This is a genomic window from Nocardioides endophyticus (assembly GCF_039543845.1).
GTDB classification, from domain to species: Bacteria; Actinomycetota; Actinomycetes; order Propionibacteriales; family Nocardioidaceae; genus Nocardioides; species Nocardioides endophyticus.
Map to the genome: position 1 here is coordinate 49,958 of NZ_BAABKN010000011.1, position 21,677 is coordinate 71,634.

The following is a 21,677-nucleotide window of genomic DNA, read 5'->3' on the forward strand; positions in this document are numbered from 1 at the left end:
GGCGTGCGTCACACAGTAGCGGCGGATCAAACTCCCAGGGAACGCCCGATGATCTCCTTCTGGATCTCGGTGGTGCCGCCGTAGATCGTCTGGATCCGGCTGTCCGTGAAGGCCTTCGCGATCGGGTACTCCATCATGTAGCCGTAGCCGCCGTGCAGCTGGACGCCGGCGTCCACGACCTGCTTCTGCAGCTCGGTGGTCCACCACTTCGCCATCGACGCGAGCGCCGGATCGACCTCGCCGGCGTTGAGCTTGAGGATGCAGTCGTTGATGAAGACCCGCGCGATGTGGGCGTGGGTGGCCATCTCGGCGAGCACGAACCGGTTGTGCTGGAAGGACCCGATCGGCTTGCCGAACGCGGTGCGCTCCTTGGCGTACGCGAGCGAGATGTCGAGGACGTGCTCGATCGCGGCGACCGCCATGGCGGCGATCGAGATCCGCTCCTGACCGAGGTTCATCATCAGCGAGATGAAGCCGGAGCCCTCCTCGCCGAGCAGGTTCTCCTTGGGCACCTCGACGTTGTCGAAGAAGAGCTCCGCGGTGTCCTGGGCCTTCATGCCGACCTTGTCGAGGTTGCGGCCGCGCTCGAAGCCCTTCATCCCACCCTCGACGACGAGCAGGCTGATGCCCTTGTGGCCTGCGTCCGGGTCGGTGCGGCAGACCACGATCACCAGGTCGGACATGATGCCGTTGCTGATGAAGGTCTTCGACCCGTTGAGCACGTAGCAGCCCGTGTCGGCTTGGTAGGTGGCCGACGTACGGATGCCCTGCAGGTCGCTGCCGGCCCCGGGCTCGGTCATCGCGATCGCGGAGATGATCTCGCCGCTGACGAGGCCGGGCAGCCAGCGCTGCTTCTGCTCGTCGGTCCCGAGCGCGGAGATGTAGGGGACGATGATGTCGCTGTGCACCGGGAACCCGGGGCCGCTCGCGCCGACCCGCGCCATCTCCTCGGCTACGACGGTGTTGTAGCGGAAGTCCTTGACCCCGGCGCCGCCGTACTCCTCCTCGACGTCGAAGCAGAGCAGGCCCGCCTCGCCGGCCTTGGTCCACACCTCGCGGCTGACCTGGCCGTCCTTCTCCCACTGGTCGTGGAAGGGGACGACCTCCTTCTCCAGGAAGGTCCGGACGGAGGCACGGAAGTCCTCGTGCTCCTGCTCGTAGATGGACGGACGTGTAGACATCAGCTGGCCCACTCCTTGATCTGCGCAACGGTGGCCACTGGGTCGCCCGACGCCGGGGAGATCTGCAGGTTGGTGACGCCGGCTTCCTTGAAGGCGGCGATCCGCTCCTTCACGTACGACGCCGGGCCGACCAGGTTGCCGGCCTCGAGCCACTCCGTGGGGACGAGGGCCTCGGCGTCGCGCTTGTTGCCACCCAGGTAGAGGTCCTGGATCTCCTTGGCCTCCTTCTCGTACCCGTAGTGGCAGGCGAGCTCGTTGTAGAAGTTCTTGCCGCGGGCGCCCATGCCGCCGACGTACAGCGCGTAGAGCGGGCGCATGAAGTCGAGCAGCTTCTTGGTGTCCTCGCCCTCGCCGATCGCGACCATGCCGCCGGCGGAGATCTCCAGCGGCGCCAGGTCGGCGGAGCGCTTCGCCGTGCCCTTGGCGAGCGCGTCGCCCCAGACGGTCTTGGCCTTCTCGGGCAGGAAGAGGAAGGGCAGCCAGCCGTCGGCGACCTCGGCGGTCATCGCGACGTTGTTGTCGCCGAGCGACGCGACCCAGATGGGGACGAAGTTGCGCTCGACCTTCGTCAGGATCTTCAGCGGCTTGCCGAGACCGAGGCCCTGGTCGGCCGGCAGCGGCAGCGTGAAGATCTTGCCTTGGTGCTCGAGCCGCTCGCGGCGCAGGCCCTGGCGCATGATCTGGATGACCTCGCGAGTGCGGCCGAGCGGCTTGTCGTACGGCAGGCCGTGGAAGCCTTCGATCACCTGGGGTCCGGAGGCGCCGAGGCCGATGACGGCGCGACCGCCGGACACGTTGTCGAGGCCGGCGGCGGTCTGCAGCAGCGCGCTCGGCGTACGCGAGAAGACGTTGAGGATGCCGGCGCCGATCTCCACCGTCTCGGTCTTGGCGGCCAGGTAGCCCATCAGCGTGGGGGAGTCGAACCCGTAGGCCTCGGCGACCCAGACGGTGTCGAGCCCGGCCTTCTCGAGGGCGACGACCTGGTCGGCGGCCTCCCGTGGGTTGCCCGAGTACATGAGCGGCGTCGAGAGCTTCATTGTGACAGCATAACTGTCACGGTTGTGGTCGGGGCAAGAGATCGAGTCGGCGCAAAGTGACCCTCGAGTCGGCGCAAAGTGACCCCACTCGGGTCAGTTTGCGCCGACTGGCGGGTCAATCTGCGCCGACTCGGCGTTCAGCCCCGGCCGTGCCAGCTGTCCCAGAGGGCGGCGTAGGAGCCGCCGGCGGCGACCAGCTCGTCGTGGGAGCCGAGCTCGGCGATCCGACCGTCCTCGACGACGGCGACCCGGTCGGCGTCGTGGGCGGAGAAGAGCCGGTGCGCGATCGCGATGACGGTGCGGCCCTCGAGTACGGCGGCGAGCGAGCGTTCGAGGTGCCGAGCGGCGCGCGGGTCGATCAACGAGGTGGCCTCGTCGAGCACGAGCGTGTGCGGGTCGGCGAGGACCAGGCGGGCCAGCGCGATCTGCTGGGCCTGGGCGGCGGTGACCGCATGTCCGCCCGAGCCGACCTCGGTGTCGAGGCCGTCGGGCAGCGCCTCGACCCAGTCGAGCGCGTCGACGGCAGCGAGCGCGCCGCGGACGTCGGCGTCGGACGACCCCGGTCGGGCGAGCACGAGGTTCTCACGGACCGAGCCCACGAACACGTGGTGCTCCTGGGTGACCAGTGCGACGTGGCCGCGGAGGTCGTCGAGCGGGAGCTCGGTGAGCCCGACGCCGCCGACCGTCACGGAGCCGGTGCGCGGCGGGTGGATGCCCGCGAGCAGACGGCCGAGGGTGGACTTGCCGGCGCCGGACGGACCGACCATGGCGATCCGCTCGCCCGCGCCCACGTCGAGCGAGACGCCGTGCAGTACGTCGCGCCCCTCGGCGTACGAGAAGCGGACGTCGTCGGCGGCCAGCCGCTCGCCGTCGGGCTCGCGGCCGCTGACCTCGCGGTCGTCGGGCACCTGGGCCACGCCGAGCAGGCGCGCGAGCGAGGCGGCGCCGAGCTGGAGCTCGTCGAGGATCGAGACGATCCGATCGACCGGGTCGATCAGCATCTGCACGTAGAGCGTGGCCGCGGTGACGGCGCCGAGCGATACCTGGCCCTGCGTGTAGAGGTAGCCACCGAAGAGCAGCGTCGCCACCGTCGGGATCAGGTAGGCGATCTCCATGTTGGGGAAGAAGACCGTGCGCAGGTAGAGCGTGTACCGCTCGGCCCAGTACGACGTGCGGATGTCGTCGTCCATCGCCTCGACCCGCCGCTGACCGAGCCCGAGCGACTCGACGGTGCGGGCGCCCTCGACGGTCTCGGTGAGGGTGGCGTTGATCTGGGAGTACGTCGCGCTCTCGCGCAGGTAGCCGTCCTTGGCGCGCTTGAGGTACCAGCGCAGCCCGATCACCAGAGGAGGTACGCCGAGCAGGCACGGCACCGCCACCCACCAGCCGACGCTGACGGCGGCGACGAGGGTGAGGACCGCGGTGATGACGGCGATGGTCCACTCCGGCAGCGCCATCCGCACCGACCAGCCGAGCTGGTCGACGTCGCGGCTGGTGCGGGTGAGCAGGTCGCCCGAGCCGGCTTCCTCGACAACGCCGACCGGGAGCGCGAGCGTGTTGTCGACGAAGTCCTCGCGGAGCTCGGCCAGCACCTGCTCGCCGAGCACCTGGCTGAGGTAACGGGCGAAGCGGGTCAGCACGGTCTGCGCGAGCAGGAAGCACGCGAGCAGCCCGATGATCGTGTCGACGTGGCCGACCGTCGTGCCCTCCTCGACGGCCTCGACGAGGCCACCGAGCAGCCGCGGTGCGGCCAGCGCCGCGAGGGCGGCGCAGACGTGCAGGGCGAGAGCGCCGTACAGCATCTTCGGGTGCCGGCGGGCGAGGGTGCCGACGTACGTGCGGACGGTGCGGCTGTCCGCGACGGGGAGGTGAGTCGTCATCGCGACGCCTCGCTCACGGCCAGCTCGGGCTCGGACTCGCGGGTGACGACGCGGCGGTACGCCGGGTCGGTCGCCAGCAGGTCCTCATGGGTGCCGACGGCCACGATCCGGCCGCTGTCGAGGAAAGCGACGGCGTCGGCTGCGTCCAGCATCAGCGGGCTGGTCGAGGTGACGACCGTCGTACGGCCCTCACGATGACCGCGGAGCCGGGCGGCGATCCGAGCCTCGGTGTGGGCGTCGACGGCCGACGTCGGCTCGACGAGCACCAGGATCTCGGGGTCGATCGCCAGCGCCCGCGCGAGCACGAGCCGCTGCCGCTGGCCGCCGGAGAAGCTGCGCCCGCGCTCGGCGACGACGGTGTCCAGCCCGTCGGTGAGGGCCTCGAGCACGTCGGCGGCGGACGCGGTGTCGAGGGCTCGCTCGACGTCGCCGTGGCCGGTGAGGTCGAGGTTGTCGCCGAGCCGACCGGAGAAGAACATGGCGCCGGTGTCCGAGACGACGATGCGCTCGCGCACCTCGGTCGGGTCGAGCGAGGTCAGGGGTACGCCGCAGAGGCGGACCTCGTCGTCGACCGGCGAGGCGGCCATCCCGAGTCGGTCGGCCAGCTCGGCGGAGTCGTCGGGCTGCTCGCTGACGATGGCGGTCAACAGGCCGGCGCGCACCTGGAGGCCGGTGCGGGTGTCGACGAGGTCGGAGCCGGCGGCCGGGGAAGGGGCGATCTCGGCGGGCACCGTCACCTCGGGCTCGAGTGACAGCACGTGCACGATCCGGGTCGCGGCGACGCGTGCGCGGATGACCTTGTTGGCGAACTCGGTCGCCGTGCGCAGCGGGATCATCAGGAAGGCCGAGTAGCCGTAGAAGGCGACCAGCTCGCCGGGGGTGATCGTGCCCTCGACGGCGTACCGGGCTCCGATCCAGACCACGACCACGACGAAGAGGCCCGGCAGGAAGACCTGGAGTGCGTCGAGCACCGACTGCAGCTTGGCGACCTGGACGCCGGCGCCGCGGGTGGTCTGCGACTCGCGGCGGTAGCGGTCCAGGAAGACCTGCTCGCCGCCGATGCCGCGCAGCACGCGCAGGCCGCCGACGATGTCGCTGGCGGTGTTGGACAGGCGGCCCATCAGGTGGCGCTGGTGGGCGCTGCGGCGCTGGAGCGGACCGAGGAGCGGGGCGACGCCGAGCATCAGCAGAGGTACGCCGACCAGCACGACCAGGCCCAGCGTGACCGAGGTCTGGAGCAGGATCGCCGAGACGACGACGAACGAGACGACCGCGCCGGCGAACCGGGCGGAGACGTCCATGACCTGGCCGATGTGGGAGAGGTCGTTGGTGCCGATGGCCACGACCTCGCCGGTCGACACCTTGCGCGGGAGGGTGCCGCCGAGGCGGGTCGCCTGCCGGGTGACGAGCTGGACGACGCGGTAGGCCGCGATCAGCCAGTTGGTCACCGCGAACCGGTGCCGCATGATGCCGGCGACCGCCTGGACCAGCCCGATGCCGAACAACACGGCGGCCCACTCGACCAGCTGCTCGCGGTCCTTCGCGGCGACGCCGTCGTCGATCGCGTGGCCGATCACGGCCGGCATCACGGCCTGCGCGCTCATCCAGACGATGCCGAAGAACATCCCGCCGGCGAGGGTGCGCCACTGCCGCCGGGCCATCCACCAGAGGAACCTCCCCGGGGTGCCGGTCTCCGCGACACCTGGATGGTCGAGGGGGAGTCTCTGCACTCACCCACGCTAGAGACTGAACCCCTTCGTCAGCGAATTGTTTTCGCGGTGACGGCCGTCACTCGCCGCCGGACACGGTGTCGAGCGACCCGCAGGACGCCTTGGCGAAGTCGATCGCGTTCTTCGCGCCCGGGATGCTCATCCGGAGGGTGATCTGCCCCGGCTTGCCGTCGAGCTGCAGGCCGATCTTGAACGCTGTCGCGCCGCCGGCCTCCATGAACCCGTGGTCGTCGCAGCGGTTGGGCTTGATCGGGAGGTCGATGCGCGACGGTGCGTCGGTGCCGCGGATCGTGGCGTCGGGTCGCCACACGTCGGTGCCGACCGGAGCGAGGAGCGGCGTACCCGAGACGGTGTCGATGGTCAGTGTCTGACCCGGCTTGCCGCTCGGGCGTACGACGAGCGTCAGGGTCCCGGGATCGCCGACCTTGCCGCTGGAGGGCACCTCGTCGTCCCAGGAGAGGTCCGCGACGTCGGCGATCGCGATCTCGAGGCAGCGCGAGGTGGTGAACCGACCGGCCACGTCGGTCGAGTCCTCGACCTCGATGGTCCTGCGGGTCTCGCCGTACTCAACGGTGACGGTGCCGCTGCCCCGCGGGTGGTCGCAGGCCGGTCGTGGTGGGAGGTAGAGCGGGAAGCCGCGCTCGGACTGCGAGGGGACCGGTCGCAGCCGGGTGCCGCGGAGCTCCGTGCGGAACCGGGGGTCGCTGTAGGTGATCCGGGTCGGCAGGATCTCGTCGGCGGTGTCGTTGTCGACCCACACCTCCATCCGGCCGGCGGCGGCATCGCGCGAGGACTGCCGCATGTCGGCGATCAGCTTGCCGGTGGGCGGGGGCTTGGTCGGCATCGGCAGCGGCGACAGCGTGCGGATCGACCGCGAGGGCGAGGGGCTCGCGTCCGGGGCGGCGTCGCCGGGGTCGCTCGAGGAGCAGCCGGCAGCGAGCAGCGCCAGCACGATGACGAGCCACCTCATGGCGACAGTGTGCCTGCGAGCCCTTCGATCGTCTCGGCGTACGGGAGATCGGCGGCGAGTCTCCCGGGGATGAGCAGCTTGGAGCGGCGTACGCCGGAGCCGATCACCGCGACCTCGATGTCCAGGACCCGCGGGTCGACCAGCAGCCGCCAGCCCTCCGGCAGCCCTATGGGCGTGATCCCGCCGTACTCCATCCCGGACTCCTCGACTGCTCGGTCCATCGAGAGGAACGACGCCTTGCGCACGTCGAGCGTGCGCTTGACGACGTTGTTGACGTCAGCCCGGGTGTCGGCGCGCACCAGGCAGGCGGCCACCCGCTCCTCGCCGTCGCGCCTACCACCGACCACCACGCAGTTGGCCCCGGTGTCGAGCCCCAGCTCGTAGGCCTCCGACATCGCCGCGGTGTCCGCGATCGCCGGGTCGATCTCGACCACGCCCACCTCGGCGGCGTGCGCCCAGCCGCGGAGCGCTTCCGCCACCGGGTCGGCGAGGAGGTCGGGTCGGTCCAGGGCGGGCACGCTCTCGAGGCGGCCCAGGGTCGGCGTCGTCATGGGTTCATCCTCGCTCGGCGAAAGGTGACATGGACGCAACTCTCACCGAGCGCAAAGTTGGCATAGGCGTGACAAGTTCAGACAGAAAGTCTTCGTTGCGTCATGTCTTCACTGACGGCCGGGCGTCCGTGCTGGTAGATCTTCCTTCGCAGCACGGCATCGGGCCGTCCGAGGTCGTTCCACTCACCTGGAGGAAACATGAACAAAAAACTTGGCGTGGTTGCGACCGCGCTCGCCGGTCTCGCCGGGGGCTAGCCGTAGTCGCCGGGGCGCCGGGGCGCCGGGGCTTGCAACGGCAGTCGACGGGTGCGCCTCGAACCGCGCCTGCATTTTCGATGACAACAACTTCCAGGATCGCATCGGCAGCCGGGCGGCAGAAGGCGGCCGTGTGGACGTGTCGTCTGGTAACAACGACCGGATGGACTCGTGGAAGAACAACACAGGGACGAACGCCGCCTGGTACTACAACTTCGTCGACGAGAACTCGGACAACTGCCGGAACATGCCGAAGAACGACTCCGACGGCAATGTCGGTGTCTTCAACAGCGATGAGCTGTCGTCCTGGCGGACAGACCGCGGCTGCTAGGCGTGCGCAATCGGCTCACTCGCAGCCGCCAGCTCTCCCCGTATGGTGGGATGTCTCCTGACGTGCCCGACGCCATCGTTCTTCGAAATGTGACCAGGTCGTACTCGACCGGTGTCGATGTCGTCACGGCCGCTCACGAGCTGAACTTCAACGCCATGCGGGGGGAGTTTGTCTGCGTCTTGGGCGCCAGTGGGTCAGGCAAGACCACGCTCCTGAACCTGATTGCTGGACTTGATCGGCCCGACAACGGCTCGATCAGAGTCAACGATCGCGAGATCACTGGCCTGAGCGACAAGGAGCTCACTCGCTTTCGCCTGGCGGAGATGGGTGTCGTGTTTCAAGATCACAATCTGATCGACGAGTTCACTGCCCGCGAGAACGTCATGCTTCCTCTGGAAGTGGCAGGAGTGCCCTGGGGCGAGGCGAGTTCGCAGGCGGAGCGGCAGTTGGCAGCTGTGGGAATCGAGGACCTCGGCAATCGGTTCCCGAGGCAGCTTTCAGGAGGCCAGCGTCAGCGTGTCGGGATTGCCCGAGCGTTGGTCGGAGGTCGTCACGTCCTGCTGGCTGATGAGCCCACGGGCGCCTTGGATTCAGCCAACTCCCGCGCTCTCTTCGAGGTCCTGAGAGTCCTGTGCGAGGCAGGGACTTGCGTCGTCTTGGCCACGCATGATCCGCTCGCGCAGCAGTTTGCAGACGCGGTCTACGCCATGACCGACGGGAATCTCAGCAGGGCGCAGACGCGGTCATGACGTCGCTTGTCGTGATGCGGACCAGCCGTAGGCTCCTTCGGAGCACCGCGATGCGTCGCGCTACTCTCGTGGTCACGGTTGTCGTCGCCAGTCTGGTCACGCTCTTCATCCTGCAGAGCTCGTTCACGCTGAACGGCAAGCAAGTTGCCGAGCGTGACCTCGGCCGTTTCAGCTACTCCGTCTCGCTGCCTTTGAACGGATCGCCGCAGTCCCGGACTGCAACGATAGGCAGAGCTGTCCAGGCCGCCACTGAGGCGGGGGCCGAGGGCGTCGAGGCAGAGCTCACGAGTTTCGACTTGTCGCCGTCCCTGCCTGGCACGCCTCGATCGACCTACCAAGAACGAGACTGGACGGCAGCGCCGTACCCGGAGAGATTCGTTCTCGTTGACGGACGGTGGCCTTCACGCCCAGGCGAGGTCGCCGTATCGAACGAAATTGCAAGGCGCGTGCCCGGTGAGCAGCTCAGCAGGATGCCGCTGCTATCGGGGTTGGCCAAGGTCGACGTCGTCGGCATTGTCGAGGATCGCTACGCGACGCGGGCCGGTCGCATTCTCGCGGCACCGGGCACCTTCGATTCCTTCGACCTCGACGTCATCAGCACGCGATTTGAGGCACTCGACCTCCGGGGATCGCTGTGGTGGAGCACGGGTGGTACAGAGAAAGTGCTTGCCGCAGTAGAAAGCGTCGTTCCAGAGACCGCAGCGGAGGAAGTCAAGGAGCGAACGAGGATCCTGGGGACAGTCCGGCCGGACTTCGCTTCGGCCTACCCGCTGGGATGGAAGATTCCGAGCCTCGCACTCCCACTGCTGAGTGCCCTGGTGGTCTTCGGCGCAGCGGCCTATCGATTGCAGCGGACGATGTCCACGCTCCGGTCCATCGGTCTGCGGAGGAGGCAGGTTACGACAGCGGTTGCCACGACCGCGGTAGTTCTCGTGATCTCTGCGGCGATTGTCGGGGGGGCGGTTGGCGCCACGTTGGGACTCGCCCTGCGGCCAGTGCTGACCCGCTTCATGACCGCCCCGTTAGCTCCTTACCCCGACCTGGTGTCGACCCTCGCTCTGCTTCTCGCCATGTCACTCCTTGGATGCGCCGTCGGTGTTGTCTGGGTCCATGCCAGTCAGCAGCAGATTAACAATCGGCACGCTGCGGCGACCCGCCGTGTGTCGCTTCCCTCGGCGGGATCTCGGGCATCCGCCCGCAGGGTTGCTGCAGGTCTCGTGGCCGGTTTCGCGATCATGAGCCAAGGTCTGCCGCTTGGGGACGTCAGCGCAGCCATGACCTGGATCGCAACGCTCACCATCGGCCTGTTCCTGCTCACTCCTGATCTTCTCAATCTCTGTCTACGATTCGTCTCTACCACGCACCTTCGTGGACTCCTCGCACATCGGCACTTGGTCGAGAATCGGGGTCGTTCGGTCGTATCGATCCTCGTTGTCGCGGCCGCTTGGGGATTCCCGCTTGCTTTCGCGACCGTCCTGGCCACGATGATCCAGACTGACGAGGCCGATCGGGTCGCACAAGCAGGCGTCGATCAGGTGCGCATCCTCAGCGAAGGTGCCCAGACGCCCCCGACTGAGACTGTCGAGCTCGTCGCCCGAGCGCTCGGCCCCGACGTCGACCGGCCCGTCATCGTGTCTGAACTGGAGACCTCTGAGGACCATGTCGGCGTTCCTGTCCTCGGCGTCGGCGGTGTGGCGGCGGTCGATTCTCCCGACGACCTGGAGCGACTGAATGGTCACGAGCTCACCCGCTCGCAGGTTGCCGTCCTCAACAACGGCGGCCTCCTCTATCGCGGAAGTGCGCACGGGGACGTGCTCGAACTGTCGTTCGCATCGGGATCCCCGATTGCTCAGCTCCCTGCCGCGCCCGTTGACCTCGACCCCGTATGGGAGGTGTCCACTGTTGGCTACGTCTTGAAGGCCACGGCTACCGACCTGGACCTGCCCGTAGTCGAAAGCGATGTGGTGTTCACGTCGGTGTCGGCGTCGAGCCGGGCGGACGTAGAGCGGGCGTTGGACGCGTCGGGACTCGACCCCTACTTCGTCAAGGTCTTCCACGCGCCCGACCCAGTCCGCGCTCCGCCCATCTTCTACCTGGCCCTCGTGGCGCTCTCGCTCATGGTCGTCGGTGTGTCCATGCTGGTCGTCCGAGCGCACGCAGCATCGCTGCGACGATTGCTCGGATCGCTCGTCGCCGTAGGTGTTCCGGCGAGCTGGACGCGCCAGGTCGTGCTGCTGGAGCTCGGCATCATCACAACCGTAGCGGCGTCTCTCGCCATCGTCATCGCTGGGCCGATTTCGGCGACCGCACTCTCTCGGCTCCCTGGCTTCGACTTCACGATTCCGTGGGATTGGCTTCTTGTGATCATCGGCTCGTGCCTTGTCGCATGCTTGGCCGGTGGGTGGCTGGCGACGACGCGGCTGCGGCCGAGCGACCGGACTGCTATCTGAGCCGCCTCCTCAACCACCGGGGCTGGCGGACCGACACGCGCAGCCGCTGCGTTACATGTGTTCTCTCTCGTCATCCGACGTTCATGTCACGCGGGTCACCTGGACACGGGGCGGGGCTGTGCTGACGGCATGCGACAGGTTCCCCCTCTCGTCATCGCGCACCGCGGCGCTTCCGGCTACCGGCCGGAGCACACGCTGGCGGCGTACCGGCTGGCGATCGCCCTCGGGGCGGACTACGTCGAGCCGGACCTGGTCTCGACCAAGGACGGCGTGCTGGTCGCGCGGCACGAGGCCGAGATCAGCCGGACGACGAACGTCGGGCGGCGTGGGGAGTTCGCGGACCGGCTGACCACCAAGGAGCTCGATGGGCGCGCGGTGTCGGGCTGGTTCGTGGAGGACTTCACGCTCGCCGAGCTCAAGACGCTGCGGGTGGTGGAGCGACTGCCCGAGCTGCGGCCGCAGAACACCCGCTTCGACGGGCGGTACGACGTGCCGACGTTCGACGAGATCCTCGGCCTCCTGTCGGCGGAGTCCGAGCGGCTGGGACGCGAGATCGGCGTCTACCCCGAGACCAAGCACCCGGCGCACTTCGCCGACCTCGGCCTCGCGCTCGAGGAGCCGCTGCTCGACACGCTCTCGGTGCACGGGTTCGGCGGGCCGGAGGCTCCGGTCTTCATCCAGTCCTTCGACCCCACCAATCTCCAGTGGCTGCGGCCACGCACCGGCTTGCCGCTGGTGCAGCTGGTCGAGGCACCGGGACCAAGTGGCGTGCAGAGCGATCTGGTGACCGCGACCGGCCTGCGGCGGGTGGCCCAGTGGGCGGACGCGGTCGGGGTGGCGAAGGACCTGGTCCTGCCGCGACACCCCGGCACCGGCACGATCGGTGCCCCGTCGTCGCTGGTGGTGGACGCGCATGCGATCGGCCTACAGGTCCACGTCTGGACGATGCGTGACGAGAACGTCTTCCTGCCGACCGGCTACCGACGTGGCGAGAGCCCGTCCGACCCCGGTGACTCCATCGAGGAGACGCAGGCGTTCCTCGACGCGGGGGTGGACGGGCTCTTCACCGATCAGCCGGACACGACTCTCGAGGCCCGACGCCTTCACGCCTCCGGCATCAAGATCCACGCGGCGATGTAGGCGACGGCGACCGCGCCCACGCTGAAGATGGCGGCGACGACCGTGAGCAGCCGGACCAGGGTCACGTCGAGCCCCAGGTAGTCGGCCACGCCGGAGCACACGCCGGCGATCATCCGGTCGTTGCTGCGTCGGGTGAGTCGCTTGCTGGCGGTGGTGTTCATCGGTTCTCCTCGTCGGTCTCCAGGACCGTGGTGTCGGTGGTGATGTCGTCGGTGGTGATGTCGTCGTCGTACGCCGTGGGCTCGGTGGCCGTGGGCTCGGTGGCCGGGACCCAGCCGGTCTGGCGGGTGGTCCAGCGCTTGCTGCCCGAGATGCCGATGGCGAGCAGGCCGGCGAGACCGGCCAGCACCCACGGCACCGGCAGCAGCCAGCGCACCTCGCTGCCGTCGACGGTGTCGCTCTGGATCAGTGCCCAGACGCCGACCAGGCCGAGGAAGGCGATCCCCATGACCAGGTGGCCGACGTTGACGGGGTGGCGCCCGGTCTGACGCTCGATCTGCGTGGTGCTCATCTGTTGCTCACCTCGATCTCGCCGACACCCAGATGGGCGTCGATGGTGATGTGCGGATCTCCTTCGACGGAGGCTCCGCTGCTGACGTCGATCCCGCCGTGCTCCTCACCGAAGAGATCGACATGACCGGGGCCGTCGACGTCGGCCGTGACCCGGGCGCCCATCCCCTCGGGGAGGATCACCTCGATCCGGCCGACTCCGCCCTCGACCTCGAGGGTGCGGCCGTCGAGGCTGGTGAGGTCGGAGACGTCGCGCAGGTCGATGACCTGCTCGCCGGCGTCGAGCCAGTAGCGGTCGTCGAGGGACGAGGCGGTCGTAGGTGTCACGTTGATCTGGTCGCCCTCCCACTCGCTCGCCGCGGTGGCGCCCGCCAGGCCGACGGTGGCGATCAGTCCGACCAGGATGATGCCGCCGGCCCGGCCGAAGAACGCGCCGACCACGAGCATCACGCCGCAGATCGCCACCGCGAGAGCGGGGTACGCCGGGTCGGCGATGTCGGCGCCGGCCAGGTCCGCGATCCCGAGCACCCCCTCGGCCAGCGCGATCAGGGCGATCGTGAACCAGAAGAGGATCGGTCCGCGCTTGCGCGGGTTCGGGACGCGCTGCACGACCGGGGGAGCGACGTACGGCGGCTGCGGCGGGTACTGAGCTGGATAGTGCGGGCCAGGTGCCGCGGCGGCGGCGTACGGGTTGTCCTGCGTCGGAGCTTCCCGGGCGTCCGTCCGAGCGGCGTACGTCTGGTCGTACGGCGCGGGCGGCACGCCAGGCACGGGCGGTGTCGTGGGCGGGTTGTTGCGGGTCAGCAACCACAACGCGATCAGCGCGACGATCGCCACCGGCCACGGGAACCAGAAGGCGCCCCATGAGTCCCCGATCAGCGCCAGCGCGGCGACCGCTCCGACGATCATCAGAGCGACCGTGCGGGTCCGCTCGTCCAGGTTGAACGGCGCCTTGTCGTCGCCGTCCTCGGGGACGAGCAGCCAGCAGGCGCCGTACAGGATCAGACCGGCGCCGCCGAAGAAGACGAGCACCACGAACGCCACCCGCAGGATGAGGGGATCGACGTCGAGGTGGCGGCCGAGGCCGCCCGCGACGCCTGCGACCTTGCGGTCGGTCGTCGAGCGGCGGAGGCGGCCGAGGTCACGGACCTCGTCGCGGGTGACCCGCGGGCCGGTCGACCCGGTGGGGTCCTGCGGTGGCGGGCCGGATGGTGCTTCGGGCGGTGTGGTGGTCATGGCACAAGCCTGCTGGCTGAGCGCCGTCGAGACCATCGGGGACGCCCCTGATCCTCACCGGGGTGACGACCCTGGTGGTCAGGGTCCGACCGGGGTCAGCCCTCATGGTTCGAGGTCCTCCGCTGTGTGACGATTGACCTCGACATGAGCAGCACACGTGCCACCGCCGACGCAGGCGCGTCGGTCCCGAGAGGGAGCCGGCGCGCCTATCGCGACACCCAGGAGCCGATCCTCGGCGGCGTGGCCTCCGGGCTCGCCCTCCATCTCGGGTTCCCGGTGCTCTGGGTGCGCGCGGCGTTCGTGATCGCGGCCTTCCTCGGCGGCTTCGGTGTCGTCTTCTACGCCGGCCTCTGGTGGCTGCTGCCCTCCGACTCGCGCTTCGAGACCGGCGCCCCCGGCATCGAGAGCGCCACCCGCGGGGGTCGCCGGCCCGGCCGGATCCGGCGGCTGACCGACGTCGGCCCCGCGATCGCGCTCGCCGCGCTCGGCCTCGGCGCGATCCTGCTGCTCGAGGCCGTGCTCGGCCGGGGCGCCGTCTTCTGGCCGCTGGTGATCGGCATCGTCGGCATCGCGCTGCTGTGGCGCCAGGCCGATGAGGCCCAACGCGAGCGCTGGCTCGACAGCACCGGTCGGATCAACCCCATGCGGGTCGTGTTCGGTGACGGCGGCTGGGCGTCGTATGCCCGGGTCGCCGCGGGCATCGGTCTGATCGTGCTGGCGCTCGTCCTCTACTCCTTCAGCGGCGGCTCGGTCGGCATGGCCCGCGACGTGACCGTCGCCGCGCTGCTGACCGTGTGCGGCCTGGCCATCGTGATCGGGCCGTGGATCTATCGCCTCGCCTCCGACCTCAGCGACGAGCGCGCCGAGCGGGTGCGCACCCAGGAGCGCGCCGACGTCGCCGCCCACCTGCACGACTCCGTGCTGCAGACGCTGGCGCTGATCCAGAAGAACGCCGACGACGGCGCCACCGTCGCCCGCCTGGCCCGCGCCCAGGAGCGCGACCTGCGGTCCTGGCTGTACGCCGGCGAGTCCACCGACGAGCGCACGGTCGCGAGCGCCCTGCGTGGTGCAGCGGCCCGCATCGAGGACGAGTACGGCGTGTCCGTCGAGGTCGTCAACGTCGGCGACTGCGACTTCGAGGAGGACCTGCGCCCGATCGTCCACGCCACCGGCGAGGCCGTCACCAACGCCGCCAAGCACGCGGGCACCGGCAAGGTGGACGTCTACGCGGAGATCACGGGCGGCGCGGTCGACGTGTTCGTGCGCGACCGCGGTCGCGGCTTCGACCCGGACGCGGTGCCGGCCGACCGGTACGGCGTACGCAACAGCATCGTCGACCGCATGCAGCGGCACGGTGGCTCGGCGGAGGTCCGCTCCGCACCCGGCGACGGGACCGAGGTGCGCCTGCACCTGGCCCGGCAGCCACGACAGGAGGACACCCATGAGTGAAAAGTCCGGCCAGCGCGGTCCCGTCGGGATCGTGATCGTCGACGACCACGCGATGTTCCGCAGGGGCGTCCGGGCCGAGTTGGAGAGCGTCGGGCGCGGTCACGTCGAGGTCCTGGCCGAGGCGGCCGACGTCGACGAGGCGATCGCCGCGGTCACCCAGCACCACCCGCGGGTCGTGCTGCTCGACGTACATCTCCCTGGCGGCGGAGGCGTCGAGGTGATGCGGCGGATGGCGACGTCCGGCGCCTCCCCGGACACCCGCTACCTCGCGCTCAGCGTCAGCGATGCCGCCGAGGACGTCATCGGCACCATCCGTGGCGGTGCCCGGGGCTACGTCACCAAGACGATCACGGGCCCCGAGCTGGTCCAGGCGATCGGCCGGGTCGCCGAGGGCGACGCCGTCTTCTCGCCCCGCCTGGCGGGGTTCGTGCTGGACGCGTTCTCCGGCTCCATCGACGTCGCCGCGGTCGACGAGGACCTCGACCGGTTGACCGAGCGCGAGCGCGAGGTGATGCGGTTGATCGCCCGCGGCTACGCCTACAAGGAGGTGGCCAAGGAGCTGTTCATCTCCATCAAGACCGTCGAGACCCACATGTCGAGCGTGCTCCGCAAGCTCCAGCTCTCCTCACGCCACGAGCTCACCCGCTGGGCCTCGGACCGCCGCCTCCTCTAGCCGAGTGTCCGCGTAGCCGGACGGCGTCGACCGATCCCGGTGATGAGTTGTCGCGCCCGCACCCGTCATACCTACGACGGGACACGATGAGGCGGAAGGACGACGTGATGAGTGTGGACACGCGGCTGGAGGAGCTGGGCGTGAGCGGTCTGGGCGAGGTCGACGAGGTGGCGTTCTCGGGGCTGACGGAGCGGCATCGCCGGGAGCTGCACGTGCACTGCTACCGGATGCTCGGGTCGTTCGAGGACGCCGAGGACACCGTGCAGGAGACGTTCCTCCGGGCCTGGCGGCGGCGGGAGACCTTCGAGGGGCGGTCGACGTTCCGGGCCTGGCTCTACCGCATCGCCACGAACGCCAGCCTGGACCTGCTCGCCAAGCGGCGCCCCGAGCCGGCGACCGGCGGCGAGGTGCTGTGGCTGCAGCCCTACCCGGACCGGCTGCTCGACGAGCTGCCCGCCGGCGACGCGGACGACCCGGAGACCGTCGCCGTCGCGCAGGAGACGATCGAGCTGGCGTACCTGGTCGCGGTCCAGCACCTCGCACCGCGCCCGCGAGCCGCGCTGATCCTGCGCGACGTGCTCGGCTGGCCGGCGAAGGACGTCGCGGAGCTCCTCGGAGACTCCGTCAACTCCGTCAACAGCGCGCTGCAGCGTGCCCGAGCCGGGATGCGGGAGCACCTGCCCGCCGAGCGGCAGGACTGGTCCGGCGGCGAGGAGGACGCAGGGACGCGGGAGCTGGTCCGCCGCTTCACGGAGGCGAGCGTGGCCACCGACGTCGGTGCGCTCGCCGCCATGCTGCGCGACGACGTCCGCTGCTCGATGCCGCCTACGCCCGGGCTGTACGTCGGTCGCGACGCGGTGGTGGCGGACTGGGTCGCGGACGGGTTCGAGGGCATGACGGGTCTGCGTGGCATCCCCACCTCAGCGAACCGGCAGCCCGCCGTCGCCTTCTACCACTGGCAGCAGCGCGAGGATGCCTACCTGCCGCTGACGCTCGACGTCCTGCGCGTGGCGGACGGGGCGATCAGCGAGATCGTCACCTTCCACGCCGACCAGTTCCCGCGGTTCGGGCTCCCGGAGCGCCTGCCGGCGGAGGGCACGGAGTGAGCACCCGCCGACTCCGCAGAGTCGTCGGCACCGGCGTCCTGGCGACGCTCGCGGCGATGGTGGCCACCGGCCTCCTCGGTGCGCTGGTCCGCGCCCTCGGTGTCGACTTCGAGGTCGGCGATCCCGGCGAGCAGATCCCGGTGTCCGGGATCGTCACGATCACCGGCCTCTTCTCCGTCGTCGGCGTCGTCATCGCCGCCGCACTCCTGCGGTGGAGTGCTCGCCCCGCCGAGGGATTCGTGTGGATCGCCGCGACCCTGACTGCGGTCTCGCTGGTCCCGCCCCTTGCTTCTCGGGAAGGGCGTCGCCACCATCACGGCCCTCATCGTGCTGCATCTGGTGGCTGCGGCGGTGATGATCCCGGCCCTCGCGCGGAGCCTGCGCGCGGCGACCGTCGACACCGCGCTCGTCTCGGCGGACGTCGATCTCTAGGCTTCGGCCATGGACTTCCTGCGACACCTCCTGCTCGTCATCCACCTGCTCGGGTTCGCCGCCCTCTTCGGCGGCCTGCTCATCCAGGCGCGCCAGCCCGAGAAGTCTGTCAACGGCCTGATGCGCGACGGCGCGGGTACGGCGTTCGTCGCCGGGCTGCTGCTCGTCGGCGTGCTCGAGGCCGACGACCAGTCCGTCGACCACGCCAAGATCGCGGTGAAGAGCCTGATCGGTCTCGCGATCCTCGTCCTCGTGATGGCGAACCTCCGCAAGGAGCGGATCGCCCAGGGCCTGTGGCTCCTGCTGCTCCTCCTGACGGTCGCGAACGTGTGCGTCGCGGTCTTCTGGGTGCCCGCCCACAACTGACCAGACCAGCAGGTCTCCTCCGAGGTTCGCTCAGGTCACCCTCCGGATGGCCGATATGCCCCGTCGAACGGCATTAGACGACGAGAGGCAGCCCCGGTGGATGACATCGACGAGATCGTCCAGGAGTTCCTCGTGGAGAGCCACGAGAACCTGGATCAGCTCGACCGCGACCTGGTCGCTCTCGAGAGAGAGCCCGAGTCCCGCGACCTGCTAGGCAGCATCTTCCGCACGATCCACACGATCAAGGGCACGAGCGGGTTCCTCGCCTTCGGTCGGCTCGAGTCGGTGACCCACGTCGGCGAGAACCTGCTCGCCCGCCTGCGGGACGGCAAGATGTCGATGAGCCCGCAGACGACCGACGTCCTGCTCGCGATGGTCGACGCCGTCCGCGACCTGCTCGCCGCGATCGAGCAGACCGGTGCCGAGGGCGACACCGACGTGAGCGGCGTGGTCGCCCGGATCACCGCGATCCTGGACGGCAAGGCTCCCGAACCGGTCACCGAGGTCGAGGCCGGCGTGGTCGCCGGCCTGCTCCCCGAGCCTCCCGTCGAGGTCGCTCCGGCGCCCGCGACTCCAGCGCCGGTCGCCGCTCCCGTTGCCCAGGCTGCACCGGAGCCCGTGGCCGAGCACGAGGAGCACGGGCACCGTCGTACCGTCGCCGAGTCGTCGATCCGTGTGGACGTCGACCTGCTCGACACCCTGATGCGCCTCGTCGGTGAGCTGGTGCTCACCCGCAACCAGGTGGTCCGTCAGGCGGGCGACCTGCAGGACGTCGACCTGATGCGCTCCTCGCAGCGCCTCAACCTGATCGCCAGCGAGCTGCAGGAGGGGGTCATGAAGACCCGCATGCAGCCGATCGACAACCTCTGGTCCAAGCTGCCTCGGGTGGTCCGCGACCTGGGCGCGAACTGCGGCAAGCAGGTCTCGCTGACCATGGTCGGCAAGGAGACCGAGCTCGACCGGACCCTGCTGGAGGCGGTCAAGGACCCGCTCACCCACCTGGTCCGCAACGGTGTCGACCACGGGCTCGAGAGCCCCGAGGAGCGCGTCGCCGCCGGCAAGCCGGCCGAGGGCGTCCTCACGCTGCGCGCCTACCACCAAGGCGGCCAGGTCGTCGTCGAGGTCAGTGACGACGGCGCCGGCATCGACTCGGAGAAGGTGGCGGCCAAGGCCGTCGAGCGCGGCCTGCGCACCCAGGCACAGATCGCGCAGATGTCGCCGACCGACATCCTCCAGCTGATCTTCGTCGCTGGCTTCTCGACCGCGGCCGCCGTGACCAACGTGTCCGGCCGTGGTGTCGGCATGGACGTCGTGAAGACCAACATCGAGGGCATCGGCGGCACCATCGAGGTGGAGTCGGTCGTGGGACGCGGTACGACGTGCCGCCTCCGCATCCCGCTCACCCTCGCGATCGTGCCGGCGCTCACCGTCGAGTGCGCGGGCGATCGCTACGCCATCCCGCAGGTCAGCCTGCTGGAACTGGTGTCGCTCGACGCCGACCGTGCGGCCAACGCCGTAGAGGACATCAACGGTGCCTCGGTCTACCGCTTGCGGGGCACGCTGCTGCCGCTGGTCCGCCTCGCCGAGGTCCTCGGCGTCGAGTCCGACCGCTCCGACGGCCATGTCGTCATCGCGGTGCTCCAAGCGGAGGGCAAGCGCTTCGGCCTCGTGATCGACCGGGTCCTCAGCACCGAGGAGATCGTGGTCAAGCCGCTCGGCTCGCAGATGAAGGCGATCGGCACCTACTCCGGCGCGACGATCCTGGGCGACGGCCGGGTCGCGTTGATCCTCGACGTCCAGGCGCTCGCTCGGCGGGTGCTCAACGCCGACGCTCTCGACCAGGACGACTCCGACGACCACGACTCCCGCGCAGCCGCGGCCGAGAGCCTGCGGCTCCTGGTCGCCGGTCTCGGCGGTGGCCGCAAGGTCGCGATCCCGCTGTCGTCGGTCACCCGGCTCGAGAACTTCGACCAGTCGGCCGTCGAGCGCATCGGCAACCGTGAGGTCGTGCAGTACCGCGGCGGCATCCTGCCCGTGGTGCGCCTCAACAGCTACTACGGCGCGATCAGCGACCGCGAGGGCGACGAGCTGGTGGTCGTCATCTACACGGTCGGCGACCGCAGCGTCGCGATCGCCGTCGACGAGATCGTCGACATCGTCGACGAGGACACCGAGTTCCACGCCGAGGTCACCGACCACGGCGTCCTCGGCTCCACCCTGGTCCGCGACCGCATCGTCGAGGTCCTCGACGTACGGGCCGCGATCCTCTCCGCCGACCCGACCTTCTACACCGCGTCCGACGAGTACGGCGCCGAGCTCCAGGAGACGATGTGAGCACCCGACTGGTGACCTTCACCCTCGACGGGCGCCTCTTCGGCGTCGAGGTCAACGCGGTCCAGGAGGTCCTGCGCGGACAGCCGCAGACCCGGATCCCGCTCGCACCCGAGAGCGTGTCCGGCCTCATCAACCTGCGCGGTCAGGTCCTCAGCGCGGTCGAGCTGCGTGCCCGGCTCGGGCTGCCGGACCGGGACGCCGACCAGGAGCCGATGCTCGTGGTCGTCCGGGTCGCGGGCGAGACCATCGCCCTCCTCGTGGACAGCATCGGGGCTGTCATGGACGTCGACGACGACCAGTTCGAGCTGCCGCCTGACACCCTCAGCGGCCCGTCGCGAGAGTTCCTGCATGGCGCCTACAAGCTCGACAGCCAGCTCCTGCTGGCCCTCGACGTCGACCGAGCCGTCGCCGCCTAAACGCTTCCCGAGACCACACCCGAGGAAAAGATCATGTCTCTCCACATCACCTGGACGGTAGGCCGGCGTCTCGCCGCGGTCGCCGTCATCGGTGCGGCGACCTCGGCCGTCGTCGCCGGCGTCTCGCTCTCCGGCCTCCGTGGACTCGAGGAGGACGCTGAGCAGCTGGCGAAGCTGGAGGACGCGCGCTCGCTCTTCCACGCGCTCGACACGCGTTCCAGTGAGCTGAAGGTGGACGGCCTCAAGTCCGTCACGTACCCCGACAACACCTCGATCGCACAGGACGTCGTCGACGACACCGCCACGATCAACGACCTGCTCGCGGAGCTCGGCGCGCTCGGCCTCGAGAGCGACGCGTCCGCAGAGGAGGTCCAGGGCTTCAACGACGCGTGGACCGGCTACGAGGCGGCGATCGCCGACTTCGTCGACAGCGCCATTGCCGACCAGGAGGCTGCGCGCGCCCAGGTCGAGAAGGTCCAGAAGGCCAACGACCAGATGGACGGCATCCTCTCGGGCGCCCTCGACGCGATGGAGACCCAGGCATCGGCGAAGGAGGCCGAGGCGAACAGTACCCGGGAGAGAGCGGTGTTCTTCTTGCTGCTCGCCGCGGCGCTGGGTCTCGTTGCCCTGGTCGCACTGGCCTGGCTGATCTCCCGCTCGATCACCCGTCCGCTGCGCCAGAGCGTCAATGCGCTCTCCGCCTTCGCCGGCGGTGACCTGACCCAGCGGGTCGAGGAGCGTTCCGCTGCCGAGCTCGGTGAGCTCGAGCGGGCCCTGAACCAGTCGATCGACTCGGTGTCGGCGATCGTGTCCGACGTGGTCGGCTCGGCGGACGCGGTTGCGGCTGCCTCGGAGGAGCTGTCGGCGTCGTCGCAGCAGAT

The 21,677-nt window shown here is 69.6% G+C and carries 21 protein-coding genes and 1 pseudogene; 13 read left to right on the forward strand and 9 right to left on the reverse strand.

The features are described 5' to 3' along the window. Window positions 1-26: 26 nt before the first annotated feature. The 6 genes from ABEA33_RS08690 to ABEA33_RS08715 all read right to left on the reverse strand — a co-directional run bounded on the left by ABEA33_RS08690 (window position 27) and on the right by ABEA33_RS08715 (window position 7,349). A complete protein-coding gene (locus ABEA33_RS08690; protein ID WP_345526362.1) occupies window positions 27-1,181 on the reverse strand; it encodes an acyl-CoA dehydrogenase family protein in 1,155 nt (384 codons plus the stop codon). Continuing rightward, window positions 1,181-2,218: an LLM class F420-dependent oxidoreductase gene (locus ABEA33_RS08695; RefSeq protein ID WP_345526363.1), complete on the reverse strand. Its 1,038-nt coding sequence runs from the start codon at window positions 2,216-2,218 to the stop codon at window positions 1,181-1,183. The genes ABEA33_RS08690 and ABEA33_RS08695 overlap by 1 nt, the downstream gene beginning before the upstream one ends. A 137-nt stretch (window positions 2,219-2,355) precedes the next feature. Then, the gene (locus ABEA33_RS08700; RefSeq protein ID WP_345526364.1) at window positions 2,356-4,098 is read right to left on the reverse strand and encodes an ABC transporter ATP-binding protein; all 1,743 of its coding nucleotides are present in this window, start codon (window positions 4,096-4,098) and stop codon (window positions 2,356-2,358) included. Continuing rightward, on the reverse strand, window positions 4,095-5,828 hold the full coding sequence (locus tag ABEA33_RS08705) for an ABC transporter ATP-binding protein (RefSeq protein ID WP_345526365.1): 1,734 nt from the start codon (window positions 5,826-5,828) through the stop codon (window positions 4,095-4,097). Before ABEA33_RS08705 ends, ABEA33_RS08700 begins: the two co-directional genes overlap by 4 nt. 58 nt (window positions 5,829-5,886) lie before the next feature. Then, the gene (locus tag ABEA33_RS08710) at window positions 5,887-6,798 is read right to left on the reverse strand and encodes a hypothetical protein (protein WP_345526366.1); all 912 of its coding nucleotides are present in this window, start codon (window positions 6,796-6,798) and stop codon (window positions 5,887-5,889) included. Beyond that, a complete protein-coding gene (locus tag ABEA33_RS08715; protein WP_345526367.1) occupies window positions 6,795-7,349 on the reverse strand; it encodes a YbaK/EbsC family protein in 555 nt (184 codons plus the stop codon). Before ABEA33_RS08715 ends, ABEA33_RS08710 begins: the two co-directional genes overlap by 4 nt. Before the next feature lie 220 nt (window positions 7,350-7,569). Between ABEA33_RS08715 and ABEA33_RS08720 the strand changes: the two genes are divergently transcribed. The 4 genes from ABEA33_RS08720 (at window position 7,570) to ABEA33_RS08735 (ending at window position 12,274) form a co-directional block, all read left to right on the forward strand. After that, window positions 7,570-7,935: a peptidase inhibitor family I36 protein gene (locus ABEA33_RS08720; RefSeq protein WP_345526383.1), complete on the forward strand. Its 366-nt coding sequence runs from the start codon at window positions 7,570-7,572 to the stop codon at window positions 7,933-7,935. A 62-nt stretch (window positions 7,936-7,997) separates the two neighbouring features. Next, complete coding sequence (locus ABEA33_RS08725; protein WP_345526368.1) at window positions 7,998-8,684, forward strand: ABC transporter ATP-binding protein; 687 nt, start codon at window positions 7,998-8,000, stop codon at window positions 8,682-8,684. A 68-nt stretch (window positions 8,685-8,752) separates the two neighbouring features. Next, the gene (locus tag ABEA33_RS08730; protein ID WP_345526369.1) at window positions 8,753-11,134 is read left to right on the forward strand and encodes an FtsX-like permease family protein; all 2,382 of its coding nucleotides are present in this window, start codon (window positions 8,753-8,755) and stop codon (window positions 11,132-11,134) included. A gap of 129 nt (window positions 11,135-11,263) precedes the next feature. Further along, complete coding sequence (locus ABEA33_RS08735; RefSeq protein ID WP_345526370.1) at window positions 11,264-12,274, forward strand: glycerophosphodiester phosphodiesterase; 1,011 nt, start codon at window positions 11,264-11,266, stop codon at window positions 12,272-12,274. On the opposite strand, the gene ABEA33_RS08740 is transcribed toward ABEA33_RS08735, so the two are convergent. The 3 genes from ABEA33_RS08740 to ABEA33_RS08750 are packed head-to-tail and all read right to left on the reverse strand — an operon-like array spanning window position 12,238 to window position 14,020. Then, window positions 12,238-12,435 carry a PspC domain-containing protein gene (locus ABEA33_RS08740; protein WP_345526371.1) on the reverse strand — a complete coding sequence of 66 codons (198 nt, stop codon included), beginning with the start codon at window positions 12,433-12,435 and terminating at the stop codon, window positions 12,238-12,240. The genes ABEA33_RS08735 and ABEA33_RS08740 overlap by 37 nt on opposite strands. Next, window positions 12,432-12,785, reverse strand: coding sequence for a hypothetical protein (locus ABEA33_RS08745; protein WP_345526372.1), 354 nt, complete (start codon window positions 12,783-12,785; stop codon window positions 12,432-12,434). The genes ABEA33_RS08740 and ABEA33_RS08745 overlap by 4 nt, the downstream gene beginning before the upstream one ends. Further along, on the reverse strand, window positions 12,782-14,020 hold the full coding sequence (locus tag ABEA33_RS08750; protein ID WP_345526373.1) for a PspC domain-containing protein: 1,239 nt from the start codon (window positions 14,018-14,020) through the stop codon (window positions 12,782-12,784). The genes ABEA33_RS08745 and ABEA33_RS08750 overlap by 4 nt, the downstream gene beginning before the upstream one ends. Window positions 14,021-14,164: 144 nt before the next feature. Here ABEA33_RS08750 and ABEA33_RS08755 point away from each other — a divergent pair, with 144 nt between their 5' ends. The 9 genes and pseudogenes from ABEA33_RS08755 to ABEA33_RS08790 all read left to right on the forward strand — a co-directional run. Further along, entirely contained in the window at window positions 14,165-15,469 is a 1,305-nt protein-coding gene (locus tag ABEA33_RS08755; RefSeq protein WP_345526374.1) for an ATP-binding protein, read from the forward strand. After that, window positions 15,462-16,142, forward strand: coding sequence for a response regulator (locus ABEA33_RS08760; RefSeq protein WP_345526375.1), 681 nt, complete (start codon window positions 15,462-15,464; stop codon window positions 16,140-16,142). The genes ABEA33_RS08755 and ABEA33_RS08760 overlap by 8 nt, the downstream gene beginning before the upstream one ends. A 107-nt stretch (window positions 16,143-16,249) precedes the next feature. Beyond that, on the forward strand, window positions 16,250-17,248 hold the full coding sequence (locus ABEA33_RS08765; RefSeq protein WP_345526376.1) for an RNA polymerase subunit sigma-70: 999 nt from the start codon (window positions 16,250-16,252) through the stop codon (window positions 17,246-17,248). Further along, window positions 17,245-17,517: pseudogene (locus ABEA33_RS27440) on the forward strand (DUF6069 family protein); the annotation flags it as partial. The gene ABEA33_RS08765 and the pseudogene ABEA33_RS27440, both read left to right, overlap by 4 nt. Window positions 17,518-17,533: 16 nt before the next feature. Beyond that, entirely contained in the window at window positions 17,534-17,680 is a 147-nt protein-coding gene (locus tag ABEA33_RS08770; protein ID WP_345526377.1) for a DUF6069 family protein, read from the forward strand. A 9-nt stretch (window positions 17,681-17,689) separates the two neighbouring features. Then, a complete protein-coding gene (locus ABEA33_RS08775) occupies window positions 17,690-18,046 on the forward strand; it encodes a hypothetical protein (protein WP_345526378.1) in 357 nt (118 codons plus the stop codon). Window positions 18,047-18,142: 96 nt separating this feature from the next. Further along, on the forward strand, window positions 18,143-20,380 hold the full coding sequence (locus ABEA33_RS08780; RefSeq protein ID WP_345526379.1) for a chemotaxis protein CheW: 2,238 nt from the start codon (window positions 18,143-18,145) through the stop codon (window positions 20,378-20,380). Further along, window positions 20,377-20,796: a chemotaxis protein CheW gene (locus tag ABEA33_RS08785; protein WP_345526380.1), complete on the forward strand. Its 420-nt coding sequence runs from the start codon at window positions 20,377-20,379 to the stop codon at window positions 20,794-20,796. The genes ABEA33_RS08780 and ABEA33_RS08785 overlap by 4 nt, the downstream gene beginning before the upstream one ends. Before the next feature lie 33 nt (window positions 20,797-20,829). Next, a partial coding sequence (locus tag ABEA33_RS08790; protein WP_345526381.1) for a HAMP domain-containing protein occupies window positions 20,830-21,677 on the forward strand: 848 nt, incomplete at its 3' end.